The organism is Micromonospora sp. NPDC005553 (assembly GCF_042871765.1).
GTDB lineage: Bacteria > Actinomycetota > Actinomycetes > Mycobacteriales > Micromonosporaceae > Micromonospora.
Genome location: NZ_JBIAJD010000003.1, coordinates 550,236 through 565,570, shown reverse-complemented (window position 1 = coordinate 565,570; position 15,335 = coordinate 550,236). Strand labels below are relative to the sequence as shown.

Sequence of the window (15,335 nt, the reverse complement as noted above, 5' to 3'; positions counted from 1 at the left end):
CATTTCCGCAAGCCCCTGAACAGGGCATGTAACTCCAGAGTGGTCACGCGTGTATGCAAAGTGAGCTTTTGCAAACATTGCGTTACCCCAGCATGTGGGATGGCCGTCCCGAAAATGCTGCCGGGGTCCGCGCTTGACCACAGCGCCGGCCATTGGCAAGGTTTTGCAGGCTTCGCGCACACCGTACGGCAGAGGAGATCCCGTCCTCCACTGAGGACGGATTAGCGGCGGTGACCGGGCAGCGCCCGCGCCCGCACCTGGAGGACTGAGTTGAGCCCCATCCGCTCCGCGACCATCGCGGCGCTCGCATCGGCCGTAGTGGCCACCACGCTCACCGGCTGCCAGTTTGGTGAGGCGGAGAAGGACACGAGTTCGATCGTGATCGCCGCCGATCTCGAACTGTCCGGCGCCGCAGCCACAGTTGGCCGGACATACCAGCGCGCCCTAGAACTCAAGGTCGATCAGTTGAACGCCTCCGGAGCACTGAACGGCCGGAGGATCGACCTGAAGGTGAAGGACAACCGTTCCGACTCGGCCGAGTCACTTCGCAACATCGTCGACTTCAGCAGCGATTCGAAGGTCAGCGCCATCATCATGGGCGGCTGCAACGAATGCGCGGTCGGAGCCGTCGGGACCATCAACGAGAAGCGGATTCCCACCATTGCGCTGGCCGCTTCCGGCGCGATCGCCGCACCGGCCGCTGAACGGCGCTACGTGTTCAAGCTGGGCCCCAACGCCCCGGACAGCGCCGCCGCACTGACCACCGAACTGCGCCGCAACAACATCCGTAAGGTGGGGATGCTGGTCAGCGACGACGACTACGGCCAGGAGGGCGCGACAGCGCTCAAGAGCGAGCTCGACAAGGCCAAGATCACGCTCCGACAGCAGCGGGTCAAGACCACCGACACCGACGTCAGCCAGCAGGTCCAGCAACTCGCGTCGGGCAAGCCCGACGCGATGGTCTTCTGGACCCCGCCGGAGCAGGCGACACTGGCCGCCACCACCGTCCAGCAGACCGTCTTCCGTGGGTCGATCTACTTCGACGCGGCAGCGGCCGGGGACCTCTTTCTCGGCGCTGCGGCCAAGGCGACCGAGAAGGCCACGCTGATCTTCACGCAGACGATGGTGATCGATGACGTGATCGCGACCACGCCGGCCAAGGCGGCGCGGCGGCAGTGGTTCCAGGACTACACGGCCCGCTTCGGTGGCTACAACGGGTCCTCGTCGTTCGCCGCGGACGCCGTCCAGCTCATCGCCGACGCCGAACTGCGCGCCGGTGGTGAGATCGGGAAGGTGGACCGCAACGGCATCCGGGACGTGCTGGAGACGTCCCAGATGGACGGCCTCTCCGGCCCGATCCGCATGACGCCGGACAACCACAGCGGCCTGATGCCGCAGGCGCTCACCACGCTGGTCGCCCGCAACGGGCGCTGGCGGTTGGCTGGGTAGACGCTCGGGCCTCATGTCGTCTGGTCCCGGCGCTCTTCGTCGGGTGCCGGGTGGGGTGTGGCCGACCGTGCCCGGCTCCGGGCGGTCAGGCTTGATCCCTCCGCCGGGCACGGTCGGCCACACCCTCTGCGCCAGCAGCGTCGACGAAAAGGGCCGGTCTCCACTGGGAGGCCGGCCCTTCGCGGTACTGGGATTTGATCTTGGTCTGAGTCCTGGTGCTGGTCGTTGATCTCTTCTGGTGGTTAGCGGCTGCTTGTGGTTTCTCGCACCCAGGGCAGGGCGAACCGCTCGATCAGCAGGAGCGCCGAGTAGAGCAGGATGCTCACCAGCGCCACCAGCATGATCGCCGCCCAGGCGGTGGCGGTGTCGCCGACACCGGCGTACTGCGTGATGACGAAACCTAGGCCGCTCTCGCCGGCCTGGAACTCACCGATCACCGCGCCGATCGCGGCCAGTGGCATGGCGACCTTGAGACCGACGAAGATCTGCGGCAACGCGGCCGGGAAGCGCACCTTGCGGAACGCCTGCCAGCGGGAGGCGTTCCAGGACCGCACCAGTTCGGCCAGGTCAGCCGGCGTGGTGGTCAACCCGGTCGCGGTGGACAGCACGATCGGGAAGAAGCAGAGCAGGAACACCATGGTCAGGATCGGCTTCTGGCCCCAGCCGAGCGCCACCACCAGCAGCGGACCCAGCGTGATCTTCGGCACCGCGTTCACGGCGACCAGCAGTGGCGTGAACATCCGCTCCACAGTGCGGGAACTGGCCAGCGAGAGCCCGATCAGCACACCGGCGGCCACCGAGAGGGCGAACCCGGTCAGGATCTCCAACGTGGTGTCCCAGGTGTGCTCCAGCAGCTGCGCCGGCTTGTCGACGAACGCGGTGAGCACGTCGCCGGGTGGGGGCAGGGCTGCGGGGTGAACCAGCTCCAGCCGGGCGATCAGCCACCACGCCGCCAGCGCGACCAGGATGCCGACCGCGGGCAGCACGGCGTCGGCCCCGGCCCGCAGACCGGCACCTCGACCCGCTCGCCCCACCTCGGGGTCGGCACTCGGGGGCGGAGGTTCCGCCACCGCCGGGTCCGCTGACCGGACGTCGGTCATCTCTGTCCTCCTCGAAATCCCACGGCCCGCCGGGGGCCGACGAGCGACGGGGGTACGCCCCACCGGGATCGGCGGGACGTACCCCCTGATGACGACCGGACGATCAGGCCTTCGGCGCGAGGCTGAAGTCGATGATCTGCTCGGGGGTGATGTTCTGCTTCAGCGCGCCGGCGCCCTGCAGGATGGCGATGCTCTTGGCGACCCGACCACTGTCCAGGGTGCCGATCGCGGTGCCGGTGTTGCCGGAACGGACGTACGCGGCCATCAGCTCCAGCTCGGCGGCGGCGGAGACCGGGTTGGTGGCGTCGACGTTCTTCTTCAGGATGTCGGCGGCCTCCTTGGAGTTCGCCAGGCTGTACTCCAGGCCCTTGAGCAGCGCCGCGGTGAACTTCTTCACCATCTCGGGCTTCTCCTTGGCGATCTTCGAGGAGGTGATCAGCACGTTGCCGTAGAGATCCTGCATCACGTTGCTGTACGGCAGCATGACGGCCTTCTTCTTGGCCACCGCCTCGATGGTCGGCTGACCGACGACGAACTGACCGATGCCGTCCACCGAGCCGGAGGCCAGCGTGCCGATCAGCGCCTGGGCCTCACCGTTGACCCAGGTCACCTTGGTCGCGTCCACACCGGCGAGCCGGGCGTACGTCGGGAACAGGTTGCGGACGACGGAGCCGGGGGTGTCGGCGAGCTTCTTGCCCTCCAGGTCCTTCGGCGAGCTGATGTTCTTGCCCTCGACGGTGGCGATGCCCGCCATGGTGCGCTGCTGGATCGCGGCCACCGCGGTGAAGTCCTTCGCCTGGCCGTTGCCGAGCTGGAGCAGGCCGCCGGTGAGGTCGATCGGGCCGAAGTCGGCCTGGCCGCCGACGACGGTCTGGATCACACCACCGGTGCCCTGACCGGCCTTGATCTCGACGTCGAAACCGGCGTCCTTGAAGAAGCCCTTGTCCTTCGCCACCCAGGCGTAGGAGTCACGGCCGAAGTTACCGAACGAGGTGAGGTAGGTCACCTTCGTCAGCGTCGTCCCGTCGCCGCCCTTGGCATCGTCGGCCGAATCCGACCCGCTGCTGCAGGCGGAGACAAGGGCGAGGGCGGTGGCCAGCGCGGCCGTAGCGACCGTACGGGTCAGCCTTCTCATCAGTGCACCATGTCCTTTCCGACCGGGGCCGGCAGGCCACCGGAGGGGGTTGTCGTGACGGGCCGGCGGGAGGGGTGGAAGCCGGGCGCCGCCGTCGTGGGGGGACTCTTCGCGGGCACAGCGTACGAGAAACCCACAGTTGCGACGCCAGGCGTATCGGGTTGCGGAACGGAAACAACCTGACGACCACCCCAGCCGGTGCGATACCTCGACAGGGCGGCTAGCCTTTGTCGGATTCCTGACCGTCCACTCAGCGGAGGTACGCCGGAGATGATCCGACTGTCCGGGGTGTCCCGTACCTTCGAGGGCCGATCCGGCCGGGTGGAGGCGCTGCGCGGTATCAACCTCGACGTCGCCGAGGGCGAGTTCGTCGCCGTGCTCGGCCGCTCCGGCTGCGGCAAGTCCACACTGCTGCGGCTGATCGCCGGGCTGCTCCCGCTGAGCGCCGGTGAGATCACCGTCGCCGGTACGCCGATCGCCCGCCCCCGCCAGGACATCGCCATGCTGTTCCAGAAGCCGGCGCTGCTGCCCTGGCGCACCGTGCTGGACAACGTCCTGCTGCCGGTGGAGATCTTCGGCTGGAGCCGCGCCAAGCACCGGGAGCGGGCCCGGCAGCTGCTCGACGTGGCCGGGTTGGCCGGCTTCGAGAAGCGGCTGCCGCACGAACTCTCCGGCGGAATGCAGCAGCGGGTGTCGCTGTGCCGGTCGTTGATCGGTGAGCCCCGGGTGATGCTGATGGACGAGCCGTTCTCCGCACTGGACGCGCTCACCCGCGAGGAACTCTCCGGCGAACTCCAGCGGGTGCACATGGAGAACAAGCCGACCATCGTCTTCGTCACCCACTCGATCGACGAGGCGGTGCTGCTCGCCGACCGGGTGGTCGTGCTGAGCCCGCGCCCCGGCCGGATCCGCAAGGTCGTCGACGTGAACATCCCCCGGCCCCGCACCCTGGGCCGCAACGCCCACCTGGCCGACGTCGCCCAGGTCAGCGCCGACCTGCACGAACTGCTGATGGAACGCGAACAGCCGGCCACCGCCGGCGCGGAAGGACACTGACAATGCGGGTGTCGGTCTTCACCGAGCCGAACCGTGGCGCCAGCTACGACACCCAGCTCCGGTTCGCCCGGCTGGTCGAGGCCTGTGGCTACGAAGGTTTCCTCCGCGCCGACCACTACCAGTCGATGGGCGCCGACCCGGGCCTGCCCGGCCCCACCGACGCCTGGCTGACCCTCGCCGCGCTGGCCCGGGAGACCGAGCGGATCCGACTCGGCACCCTGGTGACGTCGGCCACGTTCCGCCTGCCCGGCCCCCTCGCGGTGATGGTCGCGCAGGTCGACCAGATGAGCGGTGGCCGGGTCGACCTCGGCATCGGCGCCGGCTGGTACGAGCGCGAGCACACCTCGTACGGCATCCCGTTCCCGGCGGTCGGCGAGCGTTTCGACCGGCTGGCCGAGCAGCTTGAGGTGATCACCGGGCTGTGGGGAACCCCACCCGGCGAGACCTACAGCTTCATCGGCGACCACTACCGCCTGGTGGACGCTCCCGCCCTGCCCAAGCCGGTGCAGGTGCCCGGCCCGCCGATCATCGTGGGCGGGCGTGGCCCCAAGCGCACACCTGAACTGGCTGCCCGGTACGCCGACGAGTTCAACATGCCGTTCAAGTCCGTGGCCGCCACCGACGCGGCGTACGACCGGGTGCGCGAGACGTGTGAGCGCACCGGACGGACGGAGTCCGGGCGCGCCCCGTTGGTGCTGTCCGCCGGGATCGTCGTCGCCATCGGCCGGACCGACGCGGAGGCCCAGCGTCGGGCCGCCCCTCTGCACGAGAAGAGCGCTCTGCCACCGGAGGACCCGGTGGTCGGCTCCCCCGCGCAGCTCGCGCAGCGGCTCGGCGAGTTCGCCGCGATCGGTACCACCCGGGTCCACCTGCGCCTGATCGACTTCGACGACCTCGACCACCTTGAGCTGATCGCCGCCGAGGTGCTGCCCCAACTGGACGGAGCACGATGACCGACGTGATCGACGGAACCGAACTCGGACCGGTGGGCCAGGAGATCGTGTTCGAGAACGACCGGGTCCGGGTCTGGCACATCCGCCTCGAACCCGGTGAGCGGCAGCCGCTGCACCGGCACGACCACCCGTACCTGGTGGTGGCGATCGAGGGCGCCAAGAACGTCGTACAGACCATCGACGGCACCCTGATCGACGCCGACGAGCCCACCGGTGGAGTCGTCTACCGGGACCCGGGCGCGGTGCACATGCTGACCAATGTCGGGGATACGACTTACCTGGCTCGGCTGGTCGAACTCAAGTAGACCCGCCGATGGCCACCGGCGTGCCGCGCGGCGCGCCGTTGGCTATCGGGTGTACCGGGTGCGTAACGTGCCGGACATGGCCTTTCGGACCTGGGGCAGACTGCTGCTCACGGCGCTCGGGGTGAGCGTGCTGGCCGGAGCCGGCCAGCTCGGCGTCGCGTACGGTTTCGGCATCGTCCGCCTGACCGGCGCATTCACCGGTACGACAGTCAACCAGTGGCCGGCCCAGCTGGTCTGGGTGGGCTGGTTCGCCGCCAACGCAGCCGTCGCCGGCGCCGTCCTGACCGGACGCCTCGCTCGCCGTGACGCTCCGGCGGCCAGCACCGGGCGGCAGTTGGCGGTCGGCGGCGCGGCAGCGCTCGGTGCCACAGTCATCGCCCCGCTCTGCATGCAGCCCGCCCGCGCTGCGGAGCTGATCTCCGTCGACCCGGTCTGGGCGGTGGGCATCTGCGCCATGGTCGGTGCGGTGATCGGGGCGGGCGCGGCGATCGCCGTCCTGTTCCGGCCCGAGCTGGGGTGGAACATGGCGGCCGTGGCCGGCACGGTCTGGCTGCTGGCGCTGATCTCCGTCCTACCGTCGCTCGGCACGGCCGGGCCACTGCCGACCGTCCGGCTCGGCGTACTGGAGCCGAGTTGGCTCGACGACGCCGCCGCACAGCGACTGGCGATGCTCCTGCTGCCCATCGTGGCGCTGCTGGCCGGCGCGGCGACCGCCGGGCTGGCTCGCTCGCGGGGTCAGGCTCCACTGGTCAGCGGAGCCACCGGGGTGGCCGGTCCGGTGCTGGTGGCGTTCGCCTACCTGACCGCCGGTCCGGGCGACGCCGTGGACCGCTACCAGACCGCCCCCTACTACGGCTCGTTGATCGCGATCCTCGCCGGAGCGCTCGGCGCGGCCGCCGCAGCGCTGCTGCGCTGGCCGATGGGCACCCGTACCACCGATCCGCAGGCGATCGAGCCCACCGCCATCCTGCGCCCGCTGTCCACCGGCCCGGCGCTGACCAGCGCGCCGAACGACCAGGACAGCGCGGCGAACGGCGGAGACAGCGCGCCGAACGACACTGACAGCGCCGAGGGCACCGACACGGAGCTGGCCACCCGCACGAAGCCCGCCGGCGTCGTTGCGGGTCCGTGGGCGACGGGCGATCCCGATGCCGTACGCACCGTCCCGCCCCACTGGGACTGGCCGGCGACCACAGCGAGCGGACAGCACGGTCCGGCTCCCGCCACTGCTACCCCCGCCGCACCGGCTACTCCCGCCGCACCGGCTCAGCCCGCGGCCTGGCTGACCGCGCCGACCGGTGAGTTCACCGCCGCCGGGCAGACGCCCACGCGTCAGGATGATGTCCTGGCCACTACCGAGCCCTCGGCCGGCGCGGACGTCAGCATCGTCACCGACGCCACCGCGACCGGCACGACGGCCGGCCGCGCCGACGCCGCGACCCCGACGGGCGGCCGGGCCGTCGATGAGCCGACCAGCAGCACGGCGACGGACCCGAGCGGCAGCACGGCGACTGACCCGAGCGGCAGCACCGCGACCAGTGGCAGGCCGACCGGTGGGCGCACCACCCGCAAGTCCGCCGACACGGCGAGCGCCACGGGCGCACCCGGTTCCGGCCCGACCAGCGCGGGCAGCGGCACCGAGGCGACCAGCACGGCATCGCCTGGCACTGACGCTCCCAGTCCCGACGCCACGGCGTCGACGGGCACGGGGCCAGCCCCGAGCACAGCTGGCACGCCCGACCACGGCACGCCCGAGGCGCCGCCGACGATCAAGCCGCGACGCAGCCGCAAGCCGAAAGCCAACCCGGACGCCACCGCCTCCGACGTGGCCGACGGCACGTCCTCTGCCGGTTCGGCAACCCCCAGCAAGACGACCGCTCGCGAGACGACCACCGACGCGACGACCGTAAGCAAGGCGACCACCGACGCGACGACCACCCCCGAGACGACCACCGGCCGCGCCACGAAGGGCACCCGGTCGGGCAGGTCCGCCGACAGCACCGCCACCGGCACTCTGGCGTCCAGCCAGGGAAGCCTGGGTGAGCTGTCGAGTTCGACCTCCGAGGTCGCCTCGGCTGCTGCCTCCGACACGGCAGCAGACCGGACCACCGCTACCGGCGCGAAGCGAGCACCGGCCACCTCCGCCACCGGCGCAAAGCCAGCACCTGCCACCTCCGCCACCGGCTCGAAGCGAGCACCGGCCGCGTCGACGACCGCCGAAATCGGCGCGACGCAGGTGCCGGCCAACCCGGAGTCCCCCAGCACGCCGACCGACGCCACACAGACCCCGACCACCGGGACCGGGGCGACACCAGCACCGACCACCACTGCCGGCCAGGTTGGCGCGGAAGCCACCCCGCGCGTCCCGAAGGCCGGCACGGGCAGCGAGGCAGCAGCGGCCGACGCGACCAGCGATTCCGCGATCGCCGGGGCTCGTGGCACCGACAGCGCGCGGTCCGACGCCGAGGACGTTCCGGCCGCCGGGTTGTTCGCGGCGACCGCCGCCAATGACCCGGACACGGACCGGTGGACGCCCGCGCCGTCGGCCTGGCCGGTCACCTCGACGTGGACGGTGCCACCGCAGGCCTCCGAGCCGGGGGCAACGGCATCGGCGGGGTCGAGCAGTCCTGACGCGCCGACCGGGCCGAGGCCACGGCATCGGGCACCGTTACCGGACCTGAGCCGGGCCGGCACCTGGAACGCGTTCGACACCTCCCGGCGCCGCGGGTCCGCGGGACCGCAGGACAGCTCGACGACACGGACAGCGCCAACCGAAGCCGGCGAGACCGCTCCGGCCGAACACCCGGGCCGGCCGGAGGGCGCGCCCACCGGTGCGGACACCAACACCAACACCAACACCAACACCAACACCGGCACCGGCACCGGCACCGGCACCGGCACCGGCGATCTGACGCCTACCGACACCACGTCGGCAGAACCGACGCAACCGAAGGTGGCAGGGCAGCCCTCCCGGCGAGGGCGGCTCGGTGGGCTGTTCCGCCGCAACCGCTCCCGCGCCGACGAGGAGAGCCCGAAGACGTCGGATGAGACGGAGCCGCTGGCGTCCCAGGACGAGGAATTCGTCGACTGGGTCGCCGGCCTGAGCAAGCCGGTGTCGGACAACGAGCCCGAGCAGGAGAACAGCCGCCGGTCGTTGCGCTCCACCGGTCGACACCACCGCGACTGACTCCACCACGCAGACGCACCGACCGGTCGTCTGATCGACCCCGCGACATCGCCACGCGCCGGGCCGCGCAGGCCGACACCGGCCAGGCGGGCCGTCCCTGCGTCGCCTCGCAACACAGGGACGGCCTCCGCCCGCGGGGAAGTCAGGCGAGCGGCAGGTAGACCCTGCTCCCGCCGGAGACGAACTCCTCCGACTTGTCCTTCATGCCGCGCGCCGCGTACTCCTTGAGCTCTTGGGTGATCTTCATGGAGCAGAACTTCGGGCCACACATCGAGCAGAAGTGCGCGGTCTTCGCCGGCTCCGCCGGCAGGGTCGCGTCGTGGTACGAGCGCGCGGTCTCCGGATCCAGCGAGAGGTTGAACTGATCCTCCCAGCGGAACTCGAACCGCGCCTTCGACAGGGCGTCGTCCCAGGCCTGCGCGCCCGGGTGCCCCTTGGCCAGGTCCGCCGCGTGTGCCGCGATCTTGTACGCGATCACGCCCGCCTTCACGTCGTCGCGGTCCGGCAGGCCGAGGTGCTCCTTCGGCGTGACGTAGCAGAGCATCGCGGTGCCGAACATGCCGATCATCGCGGCGCCGATCGCCGAGGTGATGTGGTCGTACGCGGGCGCGATGTCGGTGGTCAGCGGACCGAGCGTGTAGAAGGGCGCCTCGTGGCACCACTCCTGCTGAAGGTCCACGTTCTCCTTGATCTTGTGCATCGGTACGTGCCCGGGGCCCTCGATCATCACCTGGACGTCGTACGCCCAGGCGATCTTCGTCAGCTCACCGAGGGTGCGCAGCTCGGCGAACTGCGCCTCGTCGTTGGCGTCGGCGATCGACCCGGGGCGCAGCCCGTCGCCGAGGGAGAACGTCACGTCGTAACGCGCGAGCAGCGCGCAGAGCTCCTCGAAGTTGGTGTAGAGGAAGTTCTCCTCGTGGTGCGCCAGGCACCACGCCGCCATGATCGAACCGCCTCGGGACACGATCCCGGTCACCCGGTCCACGGCCAGCGGCACGTACGGCAGGAGCACCCCGGCGTGCACAGTCATGTAGTCCACGCCCTGCTCGGCCTGCTCGATCACTGTCTCCCGGAACACCTCCCAGCTCAACTTCACCGGGTCGCCGCCGACCTTCTCCAGCGCCTGGTAGATCGGCACCGTCCCGATCGGCACCGGCGAGTTCCGCACGATCGCCTCACGGGTCTCGTGGATCCGCTTACCCGTGGACAGGTCCATCACGGTGTCCGCGCCCCAGCGGGTGGCCCAGGTCAGCTTCTCCACCTCCTCCGCGACCGACGAGCTGACCGCCGAGGTGCCGATGTTGGCGTTCACCTTGACCAGGAACGCCTTACCGATGATCGCCGGCTCGCACTCCGGGTGGTTGACGTTGAGCGGGAGCACCGCCCGACCGGCGGCGATCTCGGCCCGCACGAGTTCCGGTTCGACGTTCTCCCGGATCGCCACGAACTCCATCTCCGGCGTCACCACGCCGGCCCGCGCGTACGCCAACTGCGTGGGCCGGCGATTGTCCACCCCGGCGAGCGGTGTGCCCGCACCCCGCACCGGTGCCACGTCACCCCGCTCGGCGATCCACCGGCCGCGCAGCGCGGGCAACCCCACCAAAGGATCCGATCCCGGGCCGGACGTGTCGTAGAGCCGCACCGGCGGCAGGTCACCGGTCAGCCCCACCTCCGCGAACGGCACCCGGACATCCGGCCGTGAACCCTCGACGTACACCTTGCCTCGTGCGTGCATGACAGCCTCCCTGGTGATCAAGCGGACCAGCCGAAGTGGTTCAGCGGCCCGCGCCCCGCGCCCAGCTCCCAGCCCCGCGCGCCGGTCAGCGCACGGAGCACGTACTCCTTGGCGGCCCCCACGGCGTCCGGCACCGGGTCGCCGAGACCGAGCCGCACCGCGATCGCCGCCGAGAACGAGCACCCGGTGCCGTGTGTGTGCCGGGTGGTCACCCGGGGTGCGCGCAACACAGTGGTGACGCCGCCGCCGTGCAGCACGTCGACCGCCTCGCCCCCCTCCAGGTCACCGCCGGTGACCACCACGTACTCCGGGCCGCCGGCCACCAGGGCCTCGGCGGCCACGACCATCGCGGCCACGTCGCCCACCGGGCGTCCGGTGATCGCCGCGGCCTCCGCGCAGTTCGGGGTCGCCACAGTGGCGTACGGCAGCAGCCGCTCCACAGCACCCACCACGCCGAGCCGGTGACCGCTCGTGGCGACCAGCACCGGGTCGACGACGAGATGGGGCAGCCGGCCGTCCCGGGCGGCCTCGGCCACCACGTCCGCGATCGCCGGGGTGCCGAGCATCCCCGTCTTCACGGCGCAGACTGTGAAATCGGTGAGCACGCTGTCCAACTGCTCGGTGACAGTGCGCGGGGGCAGCGGCAGCACCGCGTCGACACCCCGGGTGTTCTGCGCGGTGACCGCCGTGAGGACGCTGGTGCCGTACGCGCCCAGTGCGGCGAAGACCTTGAGGTCCGCCTGGATGCCGGCGCCGCCGCCGGAGTCCGAGCCGGCAATGGTCAGTAGTGTTCGCGGGGTCATTTGCTCTCTTTGGTTGCGGTTTGGGGCTGCGGCCGACAGTGCCCACTCCGGGCGGTCAGGCTTGATCCCTGCGTGGGCACTGTCGGCCGCAGCCCTGACGTGGGGACCTGGGTGACCCCGCGCCGGGTTCGGGTCAGCACAGGGGTGACCGCCTCGACATAAGCGCTGGTCAGACTCGCCGCTGTTTCGGCGGGGTCTTCTGCTCGCATCAGTGCGCCCAGTACGGCTACTCCGACGACTCCTGCTTGGACGCAGGCGATCACCTGTTCCGGTGTCTCGACTCCGCCGAGGGCCAGCAGGGGCACCGGGCTGGCGCGAACCAGGCTGCCCAGGCCTGCAACGAGCAAGGGTGGGCCGTAACCCGGTTTGGTCCTGGTGGGCCAGACCGGGGAGATGGTGGCGTAGTGCTCGGTGGTCAGGCGGTCCAGCTCGCTGCGGTCGTGGCAGGAGCGGCCTACCAGGGGGTGGGTTGGCGGCGGGTACGGGCCGGCGGCGGGCAGGTGCACGGCGTCACCGCCGAGCGGGTCGGGGCCGGCCACGATGAGGGTTCCGCCGACGTCGGCGAGGATCGCGCGCAGGTCGGCGGCGAGGGCGGCGCGTTCGGCGCGGGGCAGGTCCTTCTCCCGCAGTACCACCCAGCGCACTCCCCCGGCCACGGCTCCCGCCACGACCCGGTCGAGCCCCTCCCGCGCGACGAGCCGGTCGGTCAACACGACAACCCCGGACGGCGGGGTCACAGCTCGGGTCTTCCCTCGTCGGGGGTGGAGGCGAGCGCGTGGAAGCGCCGCTCGATCCGGCCGGCCTGGGCCGCCAGCCGGCCCGCCTCGACGGCGTACCGCATCGCGGTGGCCATCGCCACCGGGTCGGCCGCGCGGGTGACAGCGCTGGCCAGCAGCACCCCGTCACAGCCCAGCTCCATTGCCAGCGCCGCGTCGGACGCGGTGCCGATGCCGGCGTCGAGGATCACCGGCACGTCCACACCCTGCCGGATGAGTCGAATGTGGTGCGGGTTGCCGATGCCGAGCCCCGAGCCGATCGGGGAGCCGGCCGGCATCACCGCCGCGCAGCCCACGTCGGCGAGGCGGCGGGCGAGCACCGGGTCGTCGCTGGTGTACGGCAGCACTGTGAAACCGTCGGCGACCAACTCCTCGGCGGCGCGGAGCAGCTCCACCCCGTCGGGCAGGAGCGTCCGCTCGTCGCCGATCACCTCCAGCTTGACCCAGTCGGTGTCGAACGCGTCCCGGGCCAACCGGGCCACCTTCACCGCCTCGGTCGCGGTGTGACAGCCGGCGGTGTTCGGCAGCAGGCGTACGCCGCACCGGTCCAGCAACTCCAGCAGCCCACCCGTGGAGCCCGGTGCCGTGCCCACCCGGCGCAGCGCCACTGTGACCAGCTCGGTGCCGGACGCCCGGATCGCCTGCTCCAGGACGTACAGGTTCGCGGCACCGCCGGTGCCGAGGATCAGCCGTGAGGTGAAGGTCTCCCCACCCAGCTCGAACGGCACGCCGCTCACCCGCCCTGCGCCGCAGTGAGCACCTCGACCCGGTCACCGTCGCGCAGTGCCCGTGCCGGCCAGCCGGTCCGGGGCACCACCTCGCCGTTGACCGCGACCGCCACCCCACGTGGGTGCGCCACGATGTCGCGGACCAGGTCCGCCACTGACGCGCCGGCGGCGACGCTGCGCCCGGCCCCGTTCACTGTCAACTCCACAGGTCCCCCTCCACACTCGGTTCAGGTCCGCCCGACGCGGCCACCGCGGCACCGCCGAAGCGGTCGGCCCGGAAGGGCGCGAGCATCGGGTCGGGTACGCCGCCCAGCACCAGCTCGGCGATCAGGTCGGCGGTGATCGGGGTGAGCACGATGCCGTGCCGGTGGTGCCCGGTGGCGACCAGGACGTCCGGTCGGTCGGGCAGCGGCCCGAGGATCGGCGCGTTGTCCGGGGTGCCCGGGCGCAGCCCGGCGACCGCCTCGACCAGGTCGTACTCGGCCAGCTCGGGCAGCAGGTCGACCCCGGCGCGCAGCAGCCGTTGCACAGCACCGGCGGTGACAGTGGTGTCCGAGCGCTCCTCGACCGTCGCGCCGAGCACCACCTCACCGTCGGCGCGGGGCACCAGGTAGACGTGCTCGCCGTCGGCGTACCCCCGGATCACGTGCCGGAAGCCCGGCGCGACGCCGTCGGGCGCGCGGAGCCGGAGGATCTGACCTTTCACCGGCCGCACGGGCAGGCCGGTGAGCGCTGTGGCCCCGCAGCCGGCGGCGACCACGGTGACCGTCGCGTCCACATCAGACAGCTTCCGGACCGGCTGCGGCACGAGCACCGCGCCGGCCCGCTGCGCGGCCGTGCGCAGCGCCGGCACCAGCAGCCGGGGGTCGACCTGATGGTCGGTGGGCGCGAGCGCGCCGCCGCGCACCCGTGGGGCGAGCGCCGGTTCGCTGTCGCGCAGCTCGCTCGGGCGCAGCGGCGTCACGGGCAGGCCCAACCCCTGCTGGTACGCCCACAGCCGGCGCGCCTCGGCCAGGTCGTCGCCGGTGAGCCCGACCATCAGGGTGCCCTCGGTCCGGTAGCCGACCTCGACCCCGGTCGCCTCGGTCAACTCGGCGGCGAACGCCGGCCAGCGGGCAGCGGATGCCAACAGCAACCCGGTCAGCTGCCGCTCACCGAAGTGCGCCTCGGCGACCGGAGAGAGCATGCCGGCGGCCACCGCCGACGCCCCCGAGCCGGGTGCCGGATCGTGCACCACCACCCGCAGCCCGCGAGCGGCGCAACGCCAGGCGATGGCCAGCCCGATCGGCCCCGCCCCCACCACTGCCACGTCCGGCCGGACCCGGTCGCTCGACGGCGGTGACGGGGACCGGCCGGTCAGCACGTCAGAGCCTCGATCAGCTCGGCGGTTGCCCGTGCCGGGTCGGCGGCGGAGGAGACGGCGCCGACCACCGCCACCCCGTACGCCCCGGCGGCCCGCAGCGCCGGCACCCGGGCCGCTGTCACTCCGCCGATCGCGATGACCGGAACGTCGACGGCGTCGACGACGGCGCGTACTCCGGCGGGCCCGATGGGGTCCGGCAGGCCGGTCTTGGTGCTGGTGGCGTGACACGGACCGACGCCCAGGTAACTGGCGCCCGCCGCGACGGCCTCGGCCGCCGGGCCCGGCGCGCGAGCGGTGGCGCCCAGCACACCGGTGGGGCCGAGCACCCGGCGGGCGGCGGCGACCGGCAGGTCGTCGACGCCGACGTGCCCACCTGCCGCGCCGAGCGCCAGCGCCACGTGCAACCGGTCGTTGACCAGGCAGGTCGCCCGGTACGGCGCGCAGAGCGCCAACACCCGCCCGGTCAGGTCGTACGCCTCGCGGTCGGTGGCGGAATCCTCGACCCGGACCTGCACCACCAGGTCGGCGTGGGCCACGGTGAGGGCGGCGCGGACCACGGCGAGTGGGTCGCGACCGGGTCGGGTGTCGGTGACGAGATGCAATCGCCCCAGGGACGGCATGGCAACGCTCCTCCCTGCGCCGGCATTATCCGGATCAGGTTCGACGGTCGGGGGCTGTCAGCCCCCCTCTCAGCCCGGTACACCGGGCTCCCGTGGGTTACTTGCGTGTCACCGTACGACAGATC

Annotated in this window: 14 protein-coding genes and 1 riboswitch; of the genes, 5 read left to right on the top strand and 9 right to left on the bottom strand. The window is 71.7% G+C overall.

Annotation, left to right across the window (positions count from 1 at the left end):
• Positions 1–270: 270 nt before the first annotated feature.
• Positions 271–1,449 carry an ABC transporter substrate-binding protein gene (locus ACFYPG_RS15180; protein ID WP_387352339.1) on the top strand — a complete coding sequence of 393 codons (1,179 nt, stop codon included), beginning with the start codon at positions 271–273 and terminating at the stop codon, positions 1,447–1,449.
• 242 nt (positions 1,450–1,691) lie between these two features.
• On the opposite strand, the gene ACFYPG_RS15175 is transcribed toward ACFYPG_RS15180, so the two are convergent.
• Together ACFYPG_RS15175 and ACFYPG_RS15170 are read right to left on the bottom strand one after the other, a co-directional pair.
• Positions 1,692–2,549: an ABC transporter permease gene (locus tag ACFYPG_RS15175; RefSeq protein WP_387352337.1), complete on the bottom strand. Its 858-nt coding sequence runs from the start codon at positions 2,547–2,549 to the stop codon at positions 1,692–1,694.
• Positions 2,550–2,652: 103 nt separating this feature from the next.
• Entirely contained in the window at positions 2,653–3,684 is a 1,032-nt protein-coding gene (locus tag ACFYPG_RS15170) for an ABC transporter substrate-binding protein (RefSeq protein WP_387352335.1), read from the bottom strand.
• Positions 3,685–3,954: 270 nt separating this feature from the next.
• Between ACFYPG_RS15170 and ACFYPG_RS15165 the strand changes: the two genes are divergently transcribed.
• The 4 genes from ACFYPG_RS15165 to ACFYPG_RS15150 all read left to right on the top strand — a co-directional run bounded on the left by ACFYPG_RS15165 (position 3,955) and on the right by ACFYPG_RS15150 (position 9,185).
• Positions 3,955–4,740: an ABC transporter ATP-binding protein gene (locus ACFYPG_RS15165; protein WP_355009627.1), complete on the top strand. Its 786-nt coding sequence runs from the start codon at positions 3,955–3,957 to the stop codon at positions 4,738–4,740.
• Positions 4,741–4,742: 2 nt separating this feature from the next.
• Positions 4,743–5,693 (top strand): LLM class F420-dependent oxidoreductase, encoded by a 951-nt coding sequence (locus ACFYPG_RS15160; protein ID WP_387352333.1) that lies wholly within the window; start codon positions 4,743–4,745, stop codon positions 5,691–5,693.
• Positions 5,690–5,998 carry a cupin gene (locus ACFYPG_RS15155; RefSeq protein ID WP_282264487.1) on the top strand — a complete coding sequence of 103 codons (309 nt, stop codon included), beginning with the start codon at positions 5,690–5,692 and terminating at the stop codon, positions 5,996–5,998. Before ACFYPG_RS15160 ends, ACFYPG_RS15155 begins: the two co-directional genes overlap by 4 nt.
• A gap of 76 nt (positions 5,999–6,074) precedes the next feature.
• Positions 6,075–9,185 carry a hypothetical protein gene (locus tag ACFYPG_RS15150; RefSeq protein ID WP_387352331.1) on the top strand — a complete coding sequence of 1,037 codons (3,111 nt, stop codon included), beginning with the start codon at positions 6,075–6,077 and terminating at the stop codon, positions 9,183–9,185.
• Positions 9,186–9,327: 142 nt separating this feature from the next.
• Here the strand turns inward: ACFYPG_RS15150 and thiC are convergent, their stop codons facing one another.
• From thiC to thiE, 7 genes are all read right to left on the bottom strand, one after another.
• Entirely contained in the window at positions 9,328–10,920 is a 1,593-nt protein-coding gene (thiC, locus tag ACFYPG_RS15145) for a phosphomethylpyrimidine synthase ThiC (RefSeq protein ID WP_387352329.1), read from the bottom strand.
• 17 nt (positions 10,921–10,937) lie between these two features.
• Entirely contained in the window at positions 10,938–11,723 is a 786-nt protein-coding gene (gene thiD / locus ACFYPG_RS15140; RefSeq protein WP_355009622.1) for a bifunctional hydroxymethylpyrimidine kinase/phosphomethylpyrimidine kinase, read from the bottom strand.
• Positions 11,720–12,460 (bottom strand): thiamine phosphate synthase, encoded by a 741-nt coding sequence (locus ACFYPG_RS15135; protein ID WP_387352327.1) that lies wholly within the window; start codon positions 12,458–12,460, stop codon positions 11,720–11,722. Before ACFYPG_RS15135 ends, thiD begins: the two co-directional genes overlap by 4 nt.
• Positions 12,457–13,236 (bottom strand): thiazole synthase, encoded by a 780-nt coding sequence (locus tag ACFYPG_RS15130; RefSeq protein WP_355009620.1) that lies wholly within the window; start codon positions 13,234–13,236, stop codon positions 12,457–12,459. Before ACFYPG_RS15130 ends, ACFYPG_RS15135 begins: the two co-directional genes overlap by 4 nt.
• Positions 13,233–13,433 (bottom strand): sulfur carrier protein ThiS, encoded by a 201-nt coding sequence (gene thiS / locus ACFYPG_RS15125; protein WP_238667543.1) that lies wholly within the window; start codon positions 13,431–13,433, stop codon positions 13,233–13,235. Before thiS ends, ACFYPG_RS15130 begins: the two co-directional genes overlap by 4 nt.
• Entirely contained in the window at positions 13,424–14,590 is a 1,167-nt protein-coding gene (gene thiO, locus ACFYPG_RS15120) for a glycine oxidase ThiO (protein WP_387352325.1), read from the bottom strand. The genes thiS and thiO overlap by 10 nt, the downstream gene beginning before the upstream one ends.
• Entirely contained in the window at positions 14,584–15,210 is a 627-nt protein-coding gene (thiE, locus tag ACFYPG_RS15115) for a thiamine phosphate synthase (RefSeq protein WP_387352324.1), read from the bottom strand. Before thiE ends, thiO begins: the two co-directional genes overlap by 7 nt.
• Positions 15,205–15,314: riboswitch (TPP riboswitch) on the bottom strand. Its footprint overlaps the gene before it by 6 nt.
• Positions 15,315–15,335: the final 21 nt, after the last annotated feature.